This is a genomic window from Pseudomonadota bacterium (genome assembly GCA_039815145.1).
In the GTDB taxonomy this organism is placed as follows: Bacteria; Pseudomonadota; Gammaproteobacteria; order Steroidobacterales; family JBCBZW01; genus JBCBZW01.
In genome coordinates this window covers 1-19471 of the sequence record JBCBZW010000096.1, presented here as the reverse complement: position 1 = coordinate 19471, position 19471 = coordinate 1, and the positions used below count along the sequence as shown (strand labels likewise).

At 66.8% G+C, this 19471-nt stretch carries 21 protein-coding genes and 1 pseudogene; 6 read left to right on the top strand and 16 right to left on the bottom strand.

Features of this window, described 5'->3' with window-relative positions; genetic code table 11:
• A partial coding sequence (locus AAF184_18765) for a cytochrome b/b6 domain-containing protein (GenBank protein ID MEO0424387.1) occupies positions 1-536 on the top strand: 536 nt, incomplete at its 5' end.
• Between the two features lie 39 nt (positions 537-575).
• On the opposite strand, the gene AAF184_18760 is transcribed toward AAF184_18765, so the two are convergent.
• Together AAF184_18760 and AAF184_18755 are read right to left on the bottom strand one after the other, a co-directional pair.
• Complete coding sequence (locus AAF184_18760; GenBank protein ID MEO0424386.1) at positions 576-1037, bottom strand: cytochrome c; 462 nt, start codon at positions 1035-1037, stop codon at positions 576-578.
• Positions 1038-1099: 62 nt separating this feature from the next.
• Positions 1100-2254, bottom strand: coding sequence for an alpha-hydroxy acid oxidase (locus AAF184_18755; GenBank protein MEO0424385.1), 1155 nt, complete (start codon positions 2252-2254; stop codon positions 1100-1102).
• Between the two features lie 251 nt (positions 2255-2505).
• On the opposite strand from AAF184_18755, the gene AAF184_18750 reads away from it, so the two are divergent.
• From AAF184_18750 to AAF184_18740, 3 genes are all read left to right on the top strand, one after another.
• Positions 2506-3030: an SRPBCC family protein gene (locus tag AAF184_18750; GenBank protein ID MEO0424384.1), complete on the top strand. Its 525-nt coding sequence runs from the start codon at positions 2506-2508 to the stop codon at positions 3028-3030.
• Positions 3031-3182: 152 nt separating this feature from the next.
• The gene (locus AAF184_18745; GenBank protein MEO0424383.1) at positions 3183-4031 is read left to right on the top strand and encodes a YncE family protein; all 849 of its coding nucleotides are present in this window, start codon (positions 3183-3185) and stop codon (positions 4029-4031) included.
• A 135-nt stretch (positions 4032-4166) separates the two neighbouring features.
• Positions 4167-5189, top strand: coding sequence for a LysR substrate-binding domain-containing protein (locus AAF184_18740; GenBank protein ID MEO0424382.1), 1023 nt, complete (start codon positions 4167-4169; stop codon positions 5187-5189).
• Here the strand turns inward: AAF184_18740 and ccoS are convergent.
• From ccoS to AAF184_18680, 12 genes and pseudogenes are all read right to left on the bottom strand, one after another.
• Positions 5186-5368 (bottom strand): cbb3-type cytochrome oxidase assembly protein CcoS, encoded by a 183-nt coding sequence (ccoS, locus tag AAF184_18735; GenBank protein MEO0424381.1) that lies wholly within the window; start codon positions 5366-5368, stop codon positions 5186-5188. The genes AAF184_18740 and ccoS overlap by 4 nt on opposite strands.
• Positions 5365-7677: a cation-translocating P-type ATPase gene (locus tag AAF184_18730; GenBank protein ID MEO0424380.1), complete on the bottom strand. Its 2313-nt coding sequence runs from the start codon at positions 7675-7677 to the stop codon at positions 5365-5367. The genes ccoS and AAF184_18730 overlap by 4 nt, the downstream gene beginning before the upstream one ends.
• A gap of 147 nt (positions 7678-7824) precedes the next feature.
• A pseudogene (locus AAF184_18725) lies at positions 7825-7968 on the bottom strand (FixH family protein).
• 22 nt (positions 7969-7990) lie between these two features.
• Positions 7991-9466 (bottom strand): cytochrome c oxidase accessory protein CcoG, encoded by a 1476-nt coding sequence (gene ccoG, locus AAF184_18720; GenBank protein ID MEO0424379.1) that lies wholly within the window; start codon positions 9464-9466, stop codon positions 7991-7993.
• Between the two features lie 12 nt (positions 9467-9478).
• The gene (locus AAF184_18715; GenBank protein ID MEO0424378.1) at positions 9479-9835 is read right to left on the bottom strand and encodes a hypothetical protein; all 357 of its coding nucleotides are present in this window, start codon (positions 9833-9835) and stop codon (positions 9479-9481) included.
• On the bottom strand, positions 9822-10784 hold the full coding sequence (ccoP, locus tag AAF184_18710) for a cytochrome-c oxidase, cbb3-type subunit III (GenBank protein MEO0424377.1): 963 nt from the start codon (positions 10782-10784) through the stop codon (positions 9822-9824). Before ccoP ends, AAF184_18715 begins: the two co-directional genes overlap by 14 nt.
• 3 nt (positions 10785-10787) lie before the next feature.
• A complete protein-coding gene (locus AAF184_18705) occupies positions 10788-10964 on the bottom strand; it encodes a hypothetical protein (protein ID MEO0424376.1) in 177 nt (58 codons plus the stop codon).
• Positions 10964-11623: a cytochrome-c oxidase, cbb3-type subunit II gene (gene ccoO / locus AAF184_18700; GenBank protein ID MEO0424375.1), complete on the bottom strand. Its 660-nt coding sequence runs from the start codon at positions 11621-11623 to the stop codon at positions 10964-10966. Before ccoO ends, AAF184_18705 begins: the two co-directional genes overlap by 1 nt.
• Entirely contained in the window at positions 11623-13050 is a 1428-nt protein-coding gene (gene ccoN, locus AAF184_18695) for a cytochrome-c oxidase, cbb3-type subunit I (GenBank protein MEO0424374.1), read from the bottom strand. The genes ccoO and ccoN overlap by 1 nt, the downstream gene beginning before the upstream one ends.
• Before the next feature lie 267 nt (positions 13051-13317).
• Positions 13318-13938 carry a response regulator transcription factor gene (locus AAF184_18690; protein MEO0424373.1) on the bottom strand — a complete coding sequence of 207 codons (621 nt, stop codon included), beginning with the start codon at positions 13936-13938 and terminating at the stop codon, positions 13318-13320.
• Positions 13939-13955: 17 nt separating this feature from the next.
• Positions 13956-15512, bottom strand: coding sequence for a PAS domain S-box protein (locus AAF184_18685; protein MEO0424372.1), 1557 nt, complete (start codon positions 15510-15512; stop codon positions 13956-13958).
• 157 nt (positions 15513-15669) lie between these two features.
• Positions 15670-16284, bottom strand: coding sequence for a YceI family protein (locus AAF184_18680; GenBank protein MEO0424371.1), 615 nt, complete (start codon positions 16282-16284; stop codon positions 15670-15672).
• A gap of 181 nt (positions 16285-16465) precedes the next feature.
• Here AAF184_18680 and AAF184_18675 point away from each other — a divergent pair, with 181 nt between their 5' ends.
• A complete protein-coding gene (locus AAF184_18675; protein ID MEO0424370.1) occupies positions 16466-17995 on the top strand; it encodes an AMP-binding protein in 1530 nt (509 codons plus the stop codon).
• Between the two features lie 77 nt (positions 17996-18072).
• Complete coding sequence (locus AAF184_18670; GenBank protein ID MEO0424369.1) at positions 18073-18576, top strand: hypothetical protein; 504 nt, start codon at positions 18073-18075, stop codon at positions 18574-18576.
• Here the strand turns inward: AAF184_18670 and AAF184_18665 are convergent.
• Entirely contained in the window at positions 18573-19136 is a 564-nt protein-coding gene (locus AAF184_18665) for a YceI family protein (protein ID MEO0424368.1), read from the bottom strand. The two genes, AAF184_18670 and AAF184_18665, sit on opposite strands and share 4 nt — an antisense overlap.
• A 40-nt stretch (positions 19137-19176) precedes the next feature.
• Positions 19177-19471 (bottom strand): cytochrome b/b6 domain-containing protein (locus AAF184_18660; protein ID MEO0424367.1); only part of this gene is annotated, 295 nt, incomplete at its 5' end.

Below are 19471 nucleotides of genomic sequence, written 5' to 3'. Positions count from 1 at the left end.
GGGTGCTGTGGGGGATCGTGGGGTCGCGCCATGCGCGCTTCGCGAGCTTCCTGAAGGGGCCGGCGCACGTCCTGCGCTACGCCAGGACCCTGGGCCAGCGGGACAGCGCACCGAGCCCCGGCCACAACCCGCTCGGCGCCATGGCCATCCTGCTCATGCTGGGCATGTTGGCGGTGCAAGCCGCCACCGGGTTGTTCGCGAGCGACGAGCTCGCCTACTTCGGCCCGTGGAATGGCGCGATCCCGGCGGAGTGGGCGGAGACCCTCACCACCGTGCACAAGATCAACGGCCAACTGATCCCTTGGGTGATCGGCCTACACCTGCTCGCCATCAGCTGGTATGCCGCGCGCAAGCGACAGAATCTGATAGGTCCGATGATCACGGGGCGCAAGGCGGGGTCGCGGATTGCGCAAGCGGACGGAATCCCTAGCGATCGTACGGTCCTGGCCCTGGTGCTGGCGGCGCTGGTGGCTGGGGGCGTGTGGGCCGTGGTGGCCCTCGCACCGCCCCCGCCGATGCCGGATGGGCTGTTCTAAAGGCCTGTAACCGCTGAACGCCGTTACAGGCCATAGCGCCTACTCGGCTTTGTAGTTGTCGTGGCAGCCCTTGCAGGCCTGCCCCAGCTTGCTGAACGCGGCTTTGAAGCCCGCGAGGTCTGCCGGTGCATCGGAGAGCGCCAGGCTCGCCTCCTGCAAGGTGGCGATCTTGCTGCCGAAGTCGTCCCAGTTGGCCCAGATCTTATCCAGCGCATCGGTGGTCAGACCGTCGACGGCCGAGGTGTCGCGGGTGAAGGCCTCTTCCATCATCTGCGACATCTGGTTGATGCGGGTTGCACGCAAGGCCACCTCGTCGGCGTCGTACTCGGCCATACCGCGCGCCATGAACACCATCGGCCGCAGGTTGACGCCAACCACGCGCAACACCGCCTGACGGTACTCCACGGCCTTCTCATCCGCTTCCTCTGCGCTGGCTACGGTGGTCGACAGCCCGACGCAGGCGAGCACGGTGAATAGAAACGAGTACTTGACGATTCGCACGAGCAACCTCCCTTTCGATTGAGTCGTTGTGAGAGCGCCCGAGCTGGACGCCAGGGCTGAGGCTAGCACACGGACCGGCGCAGACAGCTCGCATCCACGTCATCCAGCGTACAAGCCCCAAGCAACGCCATGTCGCGCTGAAGTTCCGCCGCCATCAGGTCCAACGCGCGGGTCACACCCGCTTCGCCGCCAGCGGCAAGCCCGTACAGATAGGCACGCCCTGCCATGCACGCCGTCGCGCCGCAGGCCAGGGCTTTGAGCATGTGGGTGCCACGGCGGATGCCGCCGTCCAGGATGACCTCCACCTGATCGCCCACGGCATCGACCACCTCCCGCAGGCAATCCAGGGCGCCGGGGGCACCGTCCAGCTGGCGTCCCCCGTGGTTGGAGACGATCACCGCGCTGGCACCGATCTGCGCCGCACGTTTCGCATCGTCCGCGCTCAGGATGCCCTTGATGGCGAAGGGACCGCCCCACTCGGCGATCATCTGTTCAGCGTCTTCCCAGGTAACCGTGGGGTCGAACTGATCGTTGATGTACTGGGCGACCGAGGAGCCTTGCTGCTCCTTGAACTCGGCGCGATGGGCCACGTTGGCGAGTTCGAAGCCCGGGGAGCGCAGAAAGCCCCAGAGCCAGGAAGGCGAGGTGAGGATATCGAAGATGCCTTTCAGCCCGAGGCTCGGCGGCAACGCCATGCCCGTGCGCAGATCGCGCTCGCGGTTACCGGCCACAGGCACGTCCACCGTGAGGCACAGGGCCGTGTAGCCCGCCTCGCGGGCGCGGGTCATGAACTCACGGTTGAGGCCGCGGTCGCGCAGGATGTACAGCTGGTACATCTTCGGCCCGTCGTTGACCGCCGCGACGTCCTCGATCGATTTTGTGGCCACGGTGGAGAGCGAGTAGTACACGCCGGCGCGCGCGGCCGCACGGGCCACCGCCAGCTCGCCCTCGTGATGGAACAGGCAGGACATGCCGGTGGGCGCGAGCACCAGGGGCAGGGCGAGGTCAGCGCCGAGCACACGGCGACGCGTGTCGATCTGCTCCACGTTCACCAGGTAGCGCGGCACCAGCGTGAAGTCGTCGAAGGCTTCCGTGTTGCGCCTCATGGTGCCTTCGTCGTCGGCGCCGCCATCGATGTAATGGAACATGGGCGCGGGAATGCGGCGCTGGGCGCGTCGGCGCAGGTCCGCGATGTTGTGGCAACGTTGGATCGACATGGGCCGATGGTAGCTGACACGCGCTGAGCGTGCGCCCTCGTGGGCGCTGGGAACTTTTCCCGTCGATGCGGGTCCTGCCGGTCGCGGTTTGAATGCGGCCGACCCGCCCGGCAGAATCCCGTACACGATGCGCGATCAACGCGCTTGAGGCGCCGCCCATCAGGCGGGCGCCGACAAGGTTTTTTACATCGAAGGGAAGTGTCTACCGTATGCAGAACTCTACAATTTCCTCCGCTCATCGCCTGCTCGCCATGCTCGCCGTCGCGATGCTGGCCCACGGCGCGGCCCATGCTCACGGCCCCACGCGCCAGAAGGTGAGCGAGTCCGTCGAGATCGACGCGCCCCCCGCGGCTGTGTGGGCCGTGGCTGGCGATTTCCAATCCGCCGATACGTGGCTGCCGATGGTCGACAGCAGCACGGGCGAAGGCGGCAATGAGGAAGGCGCCACGCGTACGCTGGTCGTGGGCGGCGGCGCTGGCGAGGTCAACGAGGTGCTCAAGCGCTACGATGGCGAGCGCATGATCCTCAGCTACCGAATCCCCCAAGCTACGCACGACGTTAACGTGCTGCCGGTGAGCAACTACTCCTCCACCCTGTCCGTGCGCGCCAACGACGCCGGCGGCAGCACGGTGACCTGGCGCGGCGCGTTCTACCGCGGTTTCATGAACAACGATCCGCCGGAGAATCTGAACGACGAAGCGGCGGTGAAGGCGGTCTCGGGCCTCTACCAGGCCGGGCTCGCGGGCCTTAAGGAATACGTGGAATCACAGCGCTGACCGCCAAGCGCGGCGGGCCGGACGTCGCCCTGCGCGGCGCCGGCCTCGCCTACTGCCTGCTCCTCGCGTGCGGCGCCGCCGCCGCGCAGGAGCATGGGCCGCGCGCCTTCATCACCAACCAGAGCGGGGACAGCGTCAGCGTCATCGACACGATGACGGGCGACAGCCTGAACACCCTGCCTGTCCCCGGCAAACCCGCCGGCGTCGCCGTCAACCACGATGGCTCCTCCGTCTACGTCACCAGCACCGAAGGCGTCGCCCTCTCGCGTATCGACGCCCACGCGCTGACCGTCGACGCACGCACGACGCTCGGCAGCGGCCCGCTGGCCGTGGCAGCCCACCCCGAGCGCGACGAGGTGTACGTGGCCGACTGGTACGACGACGTCATCACGATCGTGGACGGCGCGACGCTGCTGCCGCGCGCGCAGCTGCGGGCCGGCCGTTCACCTTCCGGTCTCGCCACCAACCATGCGGGCACGCGCCTGTACGTGACCAACCGCGACGGCCACAGCGTATGGGCCTACGACCTGGCCACCCGTATTCGCACGGCCACCTACCCGACGGGCGAACGTCCCTTCGGCCTCACGATCGACCGGGCGGACCGCCTGCTCTACACCGCCAACGTGGCCAGCAACGACGTCACCGTGATCGACCTGCGCACGGGACGCACCCGGGCCACGGTCGCCGTGGGCGAGCGGCCCTACGCGGTGGCACTGGCCGATGGGGACAGCCGCCTGTTCGTCACGAATCAGTACGAAGACACCGTCAGCGTGATCGATACGAGCACCTTCGAGACCCTCGCGGTGATCGACGTTGGCGAGTACCCCGAGGGCATCGCCACCCATCCCGATGATCAGCGGGTGCTGGTCGCGAATTGGTTTTCCAACACGGTGACGGTGATCGACGCCGGGTCCCTCACGGTAGTCGCCACCTGGGATGCGGGCGACGGCGCCCGGGCCTACGGCGAGTTCATTACGCCCCTCTCGGCCACTACACGCTGAATTCCCTCCAAAAACCCGCCGCCTGAGAGAGGATTCCCAGGCTCGACAGGCCGAAATCGATTCGATTAGACTCAGGTGCCTTTCTGATGCGTGCAATCGCATCATCAATTTCCCTGATGAAAGGCAGACTGCCCGATGCACGTCACGCTTCGACAACTGAGCATCTTCGCCTCCGCGGCCAAGCATGCGAGCCTCACGCGAGCGGCCGAGGAGCTGCACCTGACGCAGCCCGCCATCTCCATGCAGGTGAAGCAGCTCGAAGACTCGGTCGGCATGCCGCTCTTCACCCGCAACGGCAAGCACATCAAGCTCACGGAAGCGGGCGAGGAGATGAATCGCTACGCGCTGGCGATCACGCGCAAGGTGCGCGAGATCGGCCAGGTGATGGACGACCTCAAGGGCCTGCGCCGCGGCACCCTGCGCGTCGGCACCACCACCACGGTGGGCATGTTCGCCACCCGCGCCGTCGCCGCCTTCTACAACCGCTACCCGGGGGTGGCGGTGAACTTGGAGGTGACCAACCGGCGTGCGTTGCTGGAGTTGCTCGAGAATCGAGAGATCGACATCGTGCTCATGGGCTACCCGCCCGACGATCGCAACCTCGACGCCACCAGCTTCCTCGACAACCCCTTGGCCGTGGTGGCGCCCTACGAACACCCCCTGCGCGACCGCAAGGCGGTGAACCTGCGTGAGCTGGCCGACGAGCCCTTCCTGCTGCGCGAGCCCGGATCAGGCACGCGCACCACCATCGAGGGGTTGATGGAAGCGAAGAATGTGAGCCTCAAGAGCGCGCTCACCATGACCAGCAACGAGGCGATCAAGCAGGCGGTGGAAGCGGGCCTTGGCATCGCCATCGTGTCCGAGCACACGATCGGTCTCGAACTCGAGGCCAAGCGCCTGTGCAAGCTGCCCGTGCGCGGCTTCCCCGTGCTGCGTAGCTGGTCGGTCGTGCACCCGGCGGACACGCGACTTTCGGCGGCAGCCTCCGCATTCAAGGCGATGGTGTTGGAGAACCCCGAGCTGTTGAACACCCAGTCGCGGCCCATCACCCGGCTCGCGGGCAACGGTGCCGAGGCCACCCTTGCCGACAGTGATGGCGAGTCGATCGACGTTCCGCCGGCCACCGCGCCAGCCGCCGCCGGCGCCCGTCCGCGCTAACCTCCCCTGGGCTCGCGCTCGCCGATCGGCCGCGGCGCACTATCGTCGTCGAGGAGCAAGCGCTCGCCCGGCGCGTCGAGATCGTCGTACTGGCCACTGGTCAGGGCCCACACCAGCAGCGCGATAGCAGCCCCGCCGAGCACCACGGCCAGGGGAATCAACAGGAACAAGATGCTCATGCTGCCGGCAACCTGCGCAGGCGAAGCGCGTTGCCTACCACCACGAGGGAGCTGAGCGACATGCCGATGGCGGCCAGCCAGGGCGGCACCAGACCCATCGCGGCCAGCGGCAGTGCAGTCAGGTTGTAGAGGATCGCCCAGCTCAGGTTCTGGCGAATCAAGCGCACCGTGCGGCGCGCGTGGTCGACGGCCTGCGCCAGGGGTGTCAGGGCATCCCCGAGCAACACCATGTCCGCGCTCACCTGCGCCAGATCCGTACCGCTCGCCAGGGCGACGGAGACGTCGGCCCCGGCGAGCACAGGCGCATCGTTGATCCCATCCCCGACCATCAGGGTGCGCTTACCCTCGCCCTGCAGGCGCTGCACGAGGCCCAGCTTGTCCTTGGGACTCATCCGCGAGTACACCTGCCCCACGGCGAGTCCCCGCGCGACGCTCTCCACGGCCCCGGCCCCGTCGCCGCTGGCGATCATCGGTGCCAGGTACCGATCCTCGAGCGCACGCACTAGTTCGCCGGCGTCCTCGCGCACCGCGTCGGTCAGCACGAAGCAGGCGCGGGCGCCGGCTTCATCGCCGAGCCAGATCTGCGTACCGCCAGGATGCTCCAGTTCACCCTGTAGCGAGGGCATCGGCAACTGGGGCGTGAGGGCCGACACGAAGTCCGCGCGCCCTATGCGCAACAGGCGCCCGTCGACCCGCGCTTCGACGCCAGCGCCCACCACGCTGCGCACCTCATCGCTCTGGCGGCCATCGCGCCACCGGCGAAACGGCTCGGCCAGCGGATGGGCGGAGTGGGCCTCGAGCGCCGCGGCCAGGGTCAACGCTTCCTCGTCACTCGCGAAGGCATCGTCGATCCGCACCACCTGCTGCAGCGCTGGCGTCGCCCGGGTGAGCGTGCCTGTCTTGTCGAAGATCACCGTGTCCACCTGGGCCAAGCTCTCGATGGCGCTGGTGCGCGTGACCAGCAGGCCACGGGAGGCCAAGGCTGAGGTGGCGGCGGCCAGCGCCGCTGGGGTTGCCAGGGACAGGGCACACGGGCAGGTCACCACCAACACCGACAGCACCACGGGCAGCACGCGAGCAGGGTCGATATGCCACCAGACGGCGCCCACCACCACGGCGATGGCGAGCAGCGCCATCACAAAGTGGCGCGCCACGCGATCGGCCAGGCTGGCGAGCGGCGGGCGCTCGGCTTCGGCCTTGTCCATCAGCCGTTCGATGCGCGCCAGGGTGGCCTGCTCGCCCACCGCACGCACCTCGATATCAACGCTGCCGTTAAGTAGGCCGGTGCCGCCGAACACGGTGCTACCCGGCGCACGCATCTGCGGCACGGACTCGCCGGTGAGCATCGCCTCATCCACCTCACCGCCACCGGCGACCACGGCACCATCGGCGGGAATGGCCTCGCCAGGGCGTACGCGTACACGATCGCCCACGCGCAGGGCGGCGCGTTCGAGGGGGCTTTCGGTACCGTCGGGGTGGATCAACGTGACCGCGTCTGGCAGCAGGCGCGCCAGGGCTTCGCGCCGCTCGCCGGCCCGATGGCGCACCCCCATCTCCACGTAGCGGCCGAGGAGCAGGAGGAAGATGAGCATCACCACCGAATCGAAATATGTGTGGGCGGCCGCCGGTACCAACGCGCTCGGCCCCAGCATGATCCACACGCTCCAGGTGAACGCGAGACCGATCGCGAGCGCGACGGGCACGTCCATGCCCGGGGCGCCGCGGCGCAAGCCGCGCCAGGCGGAGTCGAAGAAGGGCTGACCGGCGAACAGCACCACCGGCGTGGCGACGAGCAGGCTGACCAGGCCGAGCAAGCGATCGATGGCCGGGTCGATGCCCTGGAAGGCGCCGAGGTACTGCCCGAGGGAGTACATCATCACCTGCATCATGCCGAGCCCGGCCACGCCCAGACGCGCCAGCGCCATGCGCCGCTCGCGCAGTGCAGGGTCGACGTTAGGGGCGTCCGGCGCGACCACCGTGGGCGCAAAGCCGAGCTCGTCGAGCGCCCTCAGGAGGTCACCGAGGCCGAGCACCGTCGGGCGCAGGGCGATCACGGCCCGACCGCTGAGCGGCGTGACGTCCACCCGGGCGATACCGTGCAGCGTCTCCAGACGTTGCTCGATACGCCAGACGCAGGAGGCGCAGTGCACGTCCTGCAGATCGAGGCGTACCTCACAGGCGTCATCGCCCACCTGTGCGTAGTAGCGCTCGGCCACCTCGGGCCGATCGTAGAGCACGAAGGGGTCGCGTGGTGCGCCTCGGTCGGTTCTCGGACCGGCCGCACCCACCCGGTCTGGCACGCTGATCATCGAAGGTGCCTAGGGGTCCGGGGTTGGGGTGGGCGGTTCGGCGTCAGCGCGATCCGTGGCCGCGGGGTCCGGGTAGGCCGAACGCACCTCGCCGTAGGGGCGCATCGCCGTCTGCGCCTCGGCGGGCGCTCGCAGCACCACCTCGGGGTTGGTAATCGCCAGCCAGATCGTGAACATGCAGGCCACCACGGTGGTGCCGGGCAAGGCGATCAGAAACCATGGCCAGAACTGGCGATACCAGGCCTGGGGGGCGATGGAAGCCTCGGTGCTTTCGAGGGTCGTACTCGTCATTGCGTTCTCCGCATACCTGCTATCAGGGCTCCGCTGGCCCTAAGAAACGTGTTTGCTCGAGGCGGGTGATCCGCTCATCGTCGAGCGCTTCGAAGGACAACTGCAGCTGCATGGACGGCGCGGTCACTGCATCCGTCGGCACCTGCAAGCGCATCACCACCGTCTGCACCCCGCCCGCCGCCACCTCGATGGGTTCGGCAGGCTGCACCACCCGCGCGCCCTCGATGCCGAGGGCCTCGATGCGGTACAGGTGGGTGTCGTCATCCATGTTCATCAGGCGCACCTGGTAGACATTCTCGATCGCCGCCCCTGGCACCTCGCGGTAGAGCGCGTTGCGATCGCGCATCACGTCGACGATCAACGGCGTGCGCCCGAGCAGGGACACCAGCACCGCAGCGGTCACTCCCACGATCAACGCGGCGTAGATCACCACCCGCGGGCGCAGCAGACGCGGCTTGGTGCCGGTCTCGAGCGCGCGATCCGTGGTGTACCGCACCAGACCACGCGGGTATTGCATCTTGTCCATCACCTGATCGCACACGTCGACACAGGCGGCGCAGCCGATGCACTCGTACTGCAGGCCGTCGCGAATATCGATCCCCGTCGGGCATACCTGCACGCAGAGCTGGCAATCAATGCAGCTACCGAGGCCAGCGTCGGCGGGATCCTGGCCGCGACGGCGACTTCCGCGCGGCTCCCCGCGCGACTGGTCGTAGGAGACGATGAGCGTGTCGCGGTCGAACATCGCGCTCTGGAAGCGTGCGTAGGGGCACATGTACTTGCACACCTGCTCGCGCAGGAATCCCGCATTGCCCCAGGTGGCAAGGCCGTACAGCCCGATCCAGAACCACTCCCAAAAGCCGAGGGAGAAGCTCCCAAGGTCCACCGCCAGTTCGCGGATGGGCGTGAAGTAGCCCACGAAGGTGAATCCGGTGAATAGGCCAAGCACCGCCCAGGAAAAGTGCTTGCCGCCCTTGCGCAGCACCTTGTCCATGTCCCAGGGGCGCGCGTCCAGCTTGCGGCGCCGATTGGCGGTACCTTCGAAGACGCGCTCGACCCACATGAACATCTCTGTCCACGCGGTTTGCGGACAGGCGTAGCCACACCACAGGCGCCCCGCCACCGCGGTGAAGAAGAACAGCGAGAGCGCTGCGATCAGCAACAGCGCCGACAGGTAGATGAAGTCCTGAGGCCAGAAGGTCAGACCGAACACGTGGAAGCGCCGTGCCGGCAGATCGAAGAGCAGGATCTGCTGACCGTTGATGCTGATCCAGCAGGTCAGATAGAAGGCGCCCAACAGCAGCTGCGCCGTTGCGGTGCGCAGGCGCGCGAACAGCCCTTCCACCTCGCGCGGGTGGATCTTCTCGCGGCGGAAGTACATATCGCCGCTCGCGGCCGCTTCTGCTTCCAGCCGCTCCCGGCGCGGGATGTTGTGGATATCGATCGGCACTTCCAACTTGCCTCCGCCAGACTCATCCACAGTGGTTGACTTGCTCACCGAAGGAATACCTCAGTCCAGGGCGCCAGTGGTCGCCTGCTGCCGTGCCTCGCGTCGAGAGCTGCGAATCAGCAGGACACTCAGTCCGCCAGCCACAAGACCGATCACCCAAAAGAACAGGAACCCCAAGCCATACCCCGCCATACGATCGATGTGGTCGATCACCTCACTCGCCTCGGCGAGACGGCCGGGATCGAAGATCGCAAAGGCGATCAGGGACGCCGCACAGGCGGCAAGGAAGCTGGCCCACGCCACCGCTGCCACATCGGCGGCCGCGCGCGTCATGCGCGGCGGCCGCGTCGGGCGAAGGGTGCCGGGCAGCGCGGAGGGGGACGCGCTGCCAGCCGCCAGGCGCTCACTGCGCGCCATCGCCCGCATCCACCGACGCGGTCGGTTGCGAGGTTGTCGTCGCCGCAGCCTGCAGCTGATCGGCCTTGCCGAGCTGGTAGACGTAGGCGGCCACCAGGCGTGCCCGGTCCTCGCCGATCAACGCGTTGTGCGCTGGCATCATGCCGTTGCGACCCGCGTTGATGGTCTGCGTGAGCACTGCCCGCGAGCTGCCGTAGAGCCACGTTTCATCGCTCAAGTTCGGGGCACCGAACAGCGGGTTACCCTTGGCGTTCGCGCCGTGGCAAGCAGCACACATCATGTCGAAGCGTGACTTGCCAGCGCTGGCCTGGGCGGCTTCGTGGTCGAGGCCACTCAAGCTGCGCACGTACTCGACCACCTCGGCGACCCCGTCCTCGCCCAACGCTGCCCCGAGGGCGGGCATGGCGGCGTTACGGCCGTGACTGATGGTCTGCAGGATCGTGTCCGGATCACCGCCCCACTGCCAATCGGCGTCCGCCAGATTGGGGAAGCCTCGTGCGCCGCGGCCGTCCGACCCGTGGCAGGTGGTGCAGTTGTTGATGAACACCGCCTCACCCAGCTTCAGCGCCTGCTCATCGGCGGCCAGCGTGGCCACATCGACGCCCGCGTACTGGGCGTAGATCGGCCCGTAACGCTCCTCAGCCGCCAAGACCTCTTCTTCCCACTGCCCATCGGAACTCCAGCCGAGAAGTCCGCCGACACCGCCGAGGGAGGGAAACAGCAGGACGTACACCAGGGTGAAGACGATGGTGATGTGGAAGAGGTTCAGCCACCAGCGCGGCATGGGATTGTTCTTCTCACGAAGGTTCTGATCCCACACGTGGTCCGTGACCTCCCCTGAGGCCACCTCGTCAGGACGCGACTTCGACGTCCACCAGATCAGCCACCAGCACGCCAACACGTTGGCGATGGTGATCACAGCGATAAAAACGGTCCAGAAGGTCGACATGGCTCAGTTCCCCGTTAGCTCGGCGCCCGGCAAGGGCGCCTTACGGTCCTCTTCGAGGGGCATGCGGGCTGCATGCTCGAAGTCCGTCTTGCGAGTGAAGAACGCCAGCCAGACGATCAGACCTACGAATGCCAGTAGCAAAACCCCGGTGAGCAGACCGCGCAGGGTGCCGATATCCATCAGTGCACCTCCCCGAGGGCGGCCGTCGCCGCCTGTTGCGCCGCCTGCGCCTGCGCCCGCTGGCGCATGAGCACGCCGAGCTGCTGCAGGTAGGCCACCAGGGCGTCCTGCTCGCTCACCCCCTCGAGGGAGGCAGCGGCCCCATCGATGTCCTCATCGCTGTAGGGATGGCCCAGCGCTCGCAGGGTGCGCATCTTGGCCGCAACGAAGTCACCGTCCACCTGCTGGCGGGCGAGCCAGGGGTAGCCCGGCATGTTCGACTCGGGCACCACGTCGCGGGGGTTGTTCAGGTGCACGCGATGCCACTCGTCGCTGTAGCGGCCACCCACGCGCGCCAGATCAGGCCCGGTGCGCTTGGAGCCGAACTGGAAGGGGTGGTCGTACACCGCTTCCCCAGCCACGGAGTAGGGGCCGTAGCGTTCGGTCTCGCTGCGGAAGGGGCGCACCTGCTGGGAGTGGCAGACGTAGCACCCTTCGCGCACGTACACGTCGCGGCCGGCGAGGTGAACGGGGCTGTAGGGCTCCAGCCCTTCGATGGGCTGGGTCACCTCAGATTGGGCAAACAGGGGCACGATCTCCACCAGGCCGCCCGCGGTGATCACCAGGGCGATGAGCACGGCCATCACCCGGATGTTGCGTTCAACTACTTCGTGACTCATCAGTGTGCTCCTGCCGGGGCCTGCACCAGCACCGGCGCAGGCTTCTCTTCACGAATCGTCATCCAGACGTTCCACACCATGATCAGCATGCCGCCGAGGAACAGCAGGCCGCCGAGCAGGCGCAGTGCATAGAAGGGATAGGTGGCCTTGAGAGACTCGACGAAGCTCCACACGAGGTTGCCGTTCTCATCCACCGCACGCCACATCAGGCCCTGCATCACCCCGGCGATCCACATGGCGACGATGTAGAGCACCACGCCGATCGTCGACAGCCAGAAGTGCGCGTCGATGGCCTTCATGCTGTACATCTGCGTGCGATTAAAGAGGCGCGGAATCAGGTGGTAGAGCGCACCGATGGTCATCATGGCCACCCAGCCGAGGGCACCCGAGTGCACGTGACCGATGGTCCAGTCCGTGTAGTGCGAGAGGGCGTTGACCGTCTTGATGGCCATCATCGGGCCTTCGAAGGTGGACATGCCGTAGAAGGAGAGCGACACGATCATGAACTTGATGATCGGATCCGTACGCAGCTTCTCCCACGCGCCCGAGAGGGTCATGATGCCGTTGATCATGCCGCCCCAGGAGGGTGCCAGCAGCAGCAGGGAGAACACCATGCCGAGGGACTGGGCCCAATCCGGCAGGGAGGTGTAGTGCAAGTGGTGGGGCCCGGCCCACATGTAGATCGAGATCAGGGCCCAGAAGTGCACGATCGACAGGCGATATGAGTACACCGGCCGCTCGGCCTGCTTGGGCACGAAGTAGTACATCATGCCGAGGAAGCCGGCGGTCAGGAAGAAGCCCACCGCGTTGTGCCCGTACCACCACTGCACCATGGCGTCGACCACGCCGGAGTAGACCACGTAGGACTTGGTCAGGCTCACGGGCAGCGCCAGGTTGTTGAAGATGTGCAGTACGGCCACCGTGATGATGAAGGCACCGTAGAACCAATTAGCCACGTAGATGTGCTTGACCCGGCGCTTGGCGATGGTGCCGAAGAACACCACGGCGAAGCACACCCACACCACCGCGATCAGCAGGTCGATCGGCCACTCGAGCTCGGCGTATTCCTTACTCTGCGTGATGCCCAAGGGCAGGGTGATGGCAGCGGCCACGATCACGGCCTGCCAGCCCCAGAAGGTGAACTCCGCGAGACGCCCACCGAACAGTCTCGCGTGGCAGGTTCGCTGCACCACGTAGTAGGCGGTGGCGAACAGGGCCGAACCGCCGAAGGCGAAGATCACCGCGTTCGTGTGCAGCGGACGCAAGCGCCCGAAGCTCAGGTACGGAAGATCGAAATTCAGGGCTGGCCAGTACATCTGAGCGGCGATGAAGACCCCCACCGCCATGCCTACAACCCCCCACGCGACCGTCATCAGCGCGAACTGGCGCACGACCCGGTCGTTATAGGTATCCACTGCACTGCTCATCGGTGAGCTCCGCTTGCCAAGTGATTGGTGTAGTGCACCCAACCCCCTGCACGAAGGGTGGGGACACTGGCGGAGATTTTGACGTGCGGAGGAAGCACCGGGCAGTCGCACTAGCCGTGAAACGGCTAGCGGTAACTACCTATTGAGGTGCTGAGGTGCGACGACGGTGAGCGCGGCCGACAGGGCGCGCGGGATGGGTGCGCTGAAAAAACTAAGGCCCGCGTGTGCGTCGCACAGCGCGGGCCGAGAGCGACGACAGGAGGGCCGTCAGGACGCCTCGACGACCATCCTTACCAGGTGAGCCAAGGACGTCGCGCGCATCTTCTCCATCACCCGCGCACGGTGAATCTCCACCGTGCGCTGGCTGACATCGAGCTCGTAGGCGATGACCTTATTGGCCTTGCCGGCCACCACGAGATCGAGCACCTCGCGCTCACGGGCCGTGAGCTGGGTCAGGCGCGCCGCCGTCGCCTGGTGCTGGGCGAGGAGTTCACGGTTTTCCGCGTCCTTGCGCAGGGCTTCGTTAATGCGATCGAGCAAGTCCTGATCGCGCAGCGGCTTCTGCAGGAAATCGACGGCGCCGCCGCGCATGGCCTGCACCGCCATCGGCACATCACCGTGGCCCGTCATGAAGATGATGGGCAGGATCGCCCGCCGCTCGACCAGCACCTCCTGCAGATCGAGGCCGCTCATCTGCGGCATGCGTATGTCGAGGACCAGACACCCTGGCCCGTCGTCGTAAGCTTCCAGGAAGTCGGGAGCGCTCTCGAATCCCTGCACCTTGTAGCCCATCGAGCGAATCAGCATGGTGAGGGAATCGCGCACGGGCGCATCATCATCCACCACGTAAACGCATGGGCCGTCCGCCAGTTGCTGGTCATCACCCATATGCTGCATTTCCGCACTCATTGATCTTGGTCACCCTCTTCTGCAACGGCCGGCAAGCTGAAGCTCACCGTCGCCCCGCAACCCGAGATGTTGTTGGCAAAGCGCAGCGCACCGCCGTGCGCCCGAATGATCGACTGGGAAATGGCAAGCCCCAGGCCAGTGCCCTCTTGCTTGGTCGTGAAGAACGGCGTGCACAGCTGCTCGAGGGCGTCCTCCGGCAGGCCTGAGCCACCGTCGATCACGGCCACTTCCACGTCGCGGGCCTCGGACAGGCGCGTGCGAATCTCGATCTCCGCGCCCGGTGCGGCGCCGGGCATCGCATCGATGGCGTTGCGCACGAGGTTCAACAGCACCTGCTGGATCTGCACCCGATCGACGTTGACCAGGGGCAGCGGCGAACACAGATCGAGGCGCAGGCCGATGTCGGCGGCGCGCGCGTCCGGCTCGGCGAGGGTGATCAGCTCCCGCACCAGCTGATTGCAATCGGTGGCCTCGCGCTTGGTCTCACCGTGACGCACCATCTCGCGCATGCGCGAGATGACATCCCCGGCACGCAGGGCCTGCATGGTGATGTTCTCGAGGGCCTGACCCACGTCCGAGCCCTCGACGGAGGGCATGCGCTTGGCGGCCTGCGAGTACGCGGCGATGGCTGTGAGGGGTTGATTGAGCTCGTGGGCCAGTCCCGACGCCATCTCGCCGAGCGTACTCAGGCGACCGACCTGGGTGAGGCGCTCGCGCGCCTGGCGGGCCTCTTCCTCGGCGCGCCGGGCGTCGGTGATGTCGTGCAGGGCGCCGGTCAGGCGCAGGCCCTTTGGCACGCCAGGCATCGGGCTCACGGTGGCCATCACGCGAACGGAACGCACCTCGCCACTCGGCCGCTCGATCCGGTATTCGATATCGGCGTACTGACGCCCCGCCGCCGCCACCTTCAGGGCCTTGTCCAGGCGGCCCACGTCGTCGGGATGCACCAGCTCACGGAACATCAGCTCGGCGACGCCATCGCCCAGGGAGACCGGCAAGCCTAGTATCTTCAGTAGCTGCGTGGAGTGGATCTGGTCGCCGCGCGTCGGCAGCGCCACATCGAAGGTGCCGATCCGTGCGATCTCCTGCGCCGAGCGCAAGGCAGCCTCGCTGCGCTTGAGGGCTCGGGCGGCGGCCTGCTGATGGCTGAGGTCATGGATGATGCCGACGTAGCGGGTGCCGTCGGGCATGGTGGCCTTGCCCACCGAGAGTTTGACGGGGAACGTCTGGCCGTCTCGGCGCTGCGCCTTGACCTCGCGGCCGGTGCCGATGATGCGCGCCTCGCCGGTGGCCTCGTAGTTGCTCATGTAGTCGTCGTGGCGACTCGCGTCATGACTCGCCATCAACACCGAGACGTTGCGCCCGACCACCTCATCCAGGCTGTAGCCGAACATACGCGTGGCGGCCGGGTTGAATTCCTCGATGTTGCCAGCGGCGTCGATCACGACGATCGCGTCGACCGCTGCCTCGAGGCAGGCCTTGAATTTGAAGTCGTCCGCCGCAGCGGCCATTAAGTGCGATGGCGGCGGCTGGATGCTACTCGTGCTAGACAAAGCGAGTGCCCCGCGTCCTAATCTGGTGTTGAGCCAGATTATCAGCCTGCGCAGCGCTTAGCGTCGCTAGGTACTTTCCACTGCGATCGTGGGATGGACGCAGCGCGTCAAGGGCTCGTTCGGCAGCGCGTCACAAGCCCCCTGACGCCGACCTAAACTACTGTTTTTGCATCTCTAACTCGATCATCACGGTCATCGCGTCGGCCACCGCCGGGACGTACTTGTCCAAACCGTAGTCAGAGCGCTTGACGATGGCTCTGAGCGACACCCCGACGGTCGGTTTTTGGTTGATCGGGTTGAGATCGGCCTTATTCACCCGGCCCCCGAGCAGAACCTCCTTGGTGATGCCCTTGATCTTGAGGTCACCGATGACATTGATCGCCGCCGGACTGGACGGCTGCTGCTCGATGCGTTTCGCAACGAACGTGATCTGCGGATGCTCCGCCGTATGAAAAAAGTCCTCCGCCTGCAGGTGCTCGTTGAACCGCTCCACACCGCTGTTGATGCTCGCCGCATCAATGGTGACCTCCAGCGTGCTCTTGGTGAAATCCTCCGTGTCGAGCTCGAGGGCGACATCGAAGTCGTCCACCCGCAACATCGGGTTGGAGAACCCCAGATGGGTGTAGGTGAAGTGGATGTAGCCATGGGCCGGATCCACCGCGTAGGTGCCTGCTGGCACGGCGGAAAGGTCCAAAGCGTAGCTCTGCGCAGCCCCGAGGAGCAGCGCGGCGCTGGCGACGAGGGGACGTAGCGAGGCACGGGGGGTGAACATAGGGTCCTCCTGGATTCGGCTGGGGTGTAGGGTGAGCGGCGCGACGGGGCACCGCGCGCGGCGTAGAGCGGACGCGACGAACGGCGAGTCCGTGCGCCCTCGCGCTCGAGGAAGATAGCATCTGAGCGGGCCGAGCGTCAGCCGCCCCCCAGCCGCTGAGCAATCGCAACGCAATGAGAAAATGACCAATATATTCAGTGCCTTCCGCGACACCTGGGACGGACGCGAGGGCGAGACCTTGCTGACGACATCGGACGCGACGCTGTGTTTCGCAGACGTCGACAATCGCTCGGCAGCCTTGGCGGGAGCCCTGCTGGCGCTCGCCAACCCCGCGCCCGGGGAGGTGGTCATGGCCGTGGTGGAGAAGTCCGTCGACGCCCTCGCCCTCTACCTGGCCTGCCTGCGCCTCGGCGTCGTGTTCCTCCCCGCCAACCCGGCCTACACCCCCCGCGAACTCGCCCATCTCGCAGACGACGGTCGACCGGTCATCCTCGTGTGCGACCCTAGTGCCTTAGCCCTGGCCCAGCACCTGAGCGCCAACACGCCCTCCCTGCGCCTAATCGCAAGCTTGGGCACCGACAGCGTGGGCACGCTCACCCAGGCCGCAAGCGACACGACCCCGTTTACCGAGGTGAGGCCGCGCTCAGGAGAGGCAACGGCCGCCCTCCTCTACACCTCTGGCACGACCGGCGCGCCTAAGGGCGTACCTCTCAGCCACGACAACCTCCTCAGCAACGCACGCGCCTTGGTGGACGCGTGGGCGTTCAGCGACCGAGACGTCCTCGTGCACGCCCTGCCGATCTTTCACGTGCACGGACTCTTCGTCGCCCTGCACTGCGCCCTGCTGGCCGGCGCACGCATGCGCTACCTAATGAAGTTCAACGCCGAGGCGGTGCGCGACGCGCTGGCCGACGCCACGGCCCTGATGGGAGTGCCCACCTACTATGCACGGCTACTCACCCTCGATGACTTCACGCGCGCCCACTGCGCGAACGTGCGCCTGTTCGTGAGCGGCTCGGCGCCGCTCACGGAGAAGCTGTTTCACGCCTTCGAAGCGCGCACGGGTCAGCGAATCCTCGAACGCTACGGCATGACGGAAACCGGCATGCTGGCCAGCAATCCGCTGCACGGCGAGCGCCTCGCGGGTTCCGTCGGTTACGCCCTGCCGGGCGTGCAGATCCGCATCACGGGCGACGGTGGCGAGACCCTCCCCAGCGACAGCCCGGGCATGGTGGAGGTGCGCGGGCCCGGGATCTTCGCGGGCTATCTCAACCGTCCCGAGGTGAATGCCCGCGAGTTCACCGCTGACGGCTGGTTCCGGACGGGCGATTTGGGCACCCTCGCTATCGACGGTCGCCTGACCCTCGCCGGTCGCGCCCGCGACCTCGTCATCAGCGGCGGCTACAACGTCTACCCGGCGGAGGTGGAAGCCTGCCTGGATACGCTCGATGGCGTCCACGAGTCTGCAGTCATCGGTGTTCCTCACGATGACCTCGGCGAAGCGGTGGTGGCCGTCGTGGTGCCGGCAGCTGGGGCCGCGCCACCCAGCCCCGAGAGCATCACTGCCCAATTGGGCGAACGCCTCGCGCGCTACAAGCAGCCGCGCCATGTCGAAGTGGTGGAGGCCCTGCCGCGCAACACCATGGGCAAGGTGCGCAAGCAGGCCCTGCGCGAGGCACTGGCCAGCCATTTCCAAGGACGCGCGGACTGAACACTCGGGGGCGGCCAGGCAACCCGGCGCGCTGGCTACTGCCCGCCACCGGTGCCTACGCCACGGCCCTGCTGCTGGTGGCCCTGGGTGTATTCGCAGAGATCGCGCCGGCAGGAGCGTTGGATCTGTTCCTACAAGGGGGGTGGGCGGCTGCCGGCCTCGGTGCGCTCTACGCGAGCGCCACGGCGAGCACGCTGCCCCGCTGGCGCCGGGTGTCCTTCCCCGCGATCGCCGCCGTACTCAACCTCTCGTCCATCCGCACGGCCATGCCCATCGCGACGGCCGGTGAGGGGCTCGGGCTGCCGCTCGGCGCTGGCCTCACCATCGTCTCGGCATGCTGGGCAGCGCTGTTCGCCGTTGTCAGCTGCGCTTGGCTGCGTTGGCCAAGGGCGACAGGAAGGCTGATCGTCTCGGCGCTGGCGGCCGGAGCGAGCGCCTTCGCGCTGTTCGCCTGGCTGCGAGAAGCGACCGCTGCCTACGCGCCACTCACCACCGCACTCGCGTTCTACTGGGGGCTCTGGATGACCCTGACCAGCGCAGCGCTCTCCTGCTCGCAGCGCCCGACGCCGACTCGGGCCTAGCCGATCGCCTTCAGCGCCAACTCGATCTCGACTTTCACCTCGTCGCCGATCTCACTGGTGCTGCGCCATTCGCCCTGACCGACGCCGAAATCGAGGCGGTTGAGTAACACCGTGCCGGTGAGCGTCGCCCGCTGAGCGTCCTGAGGATTCAGGGTGAACCGCATGGTCACCTCCCGGGTCTCGCCGCGCAGGGTCAGCTTGGCGCGGGCGAGGTAGCCCTCGTCCGCCGCCGCTATCGCCACGGTCTCGAAGATCGCCTTCGGGTACTTGCGCGAGTAGAAGAAGTCGCGGGCTTGCATGTACTCGTCACGATCGCGGTTGCGACTGTCAGCGGACCGCACGTCGACCTCGGCATCGATTCGCCCGGCCGACGGCGCCTCGCGATCGAACACCACCTCGGTGCTGAAGGTCTCGAAGCGTCCCGTGAAGGGCGCGCCTTGCTGAAGGCCGATGAAGCGCAGCTCACTGCCCTCGGCATCGAGGGCGTAGGTCACGGCCTCCGACCACGCGGCGGGCGATGCGCACAGGGCGAGAACCGTTAGCCCCTTGAGGAGGGACATACAAGGAGCCGAGCGACTCGAGCGTTTGAAGCACAAAACGTCATGACCTCAACTTGATGAAGGGAAGCATGCTGAGCAGCACGTTGTCCCGACGAACCCAGTGGTGAAACCCCGCGGCGAGCAGATGCGCCCCTAGGAGCAGGAACAACGCGTAGGCGAGCAGGCGATGGGTCCACTCGAACACCACCTCGAGCGTCTCGCTCGGGGGCACCAGGTCCGGCAGGGTGAACAGACCGAAGTAGCTCACGCTGAACGCGGCGGCGGAAGAGTAGCACCACCCCGCGATCGGCATGGCTAGGGTGACCACGTAGAGCGCCACGTGCGCGCCCCGGGCG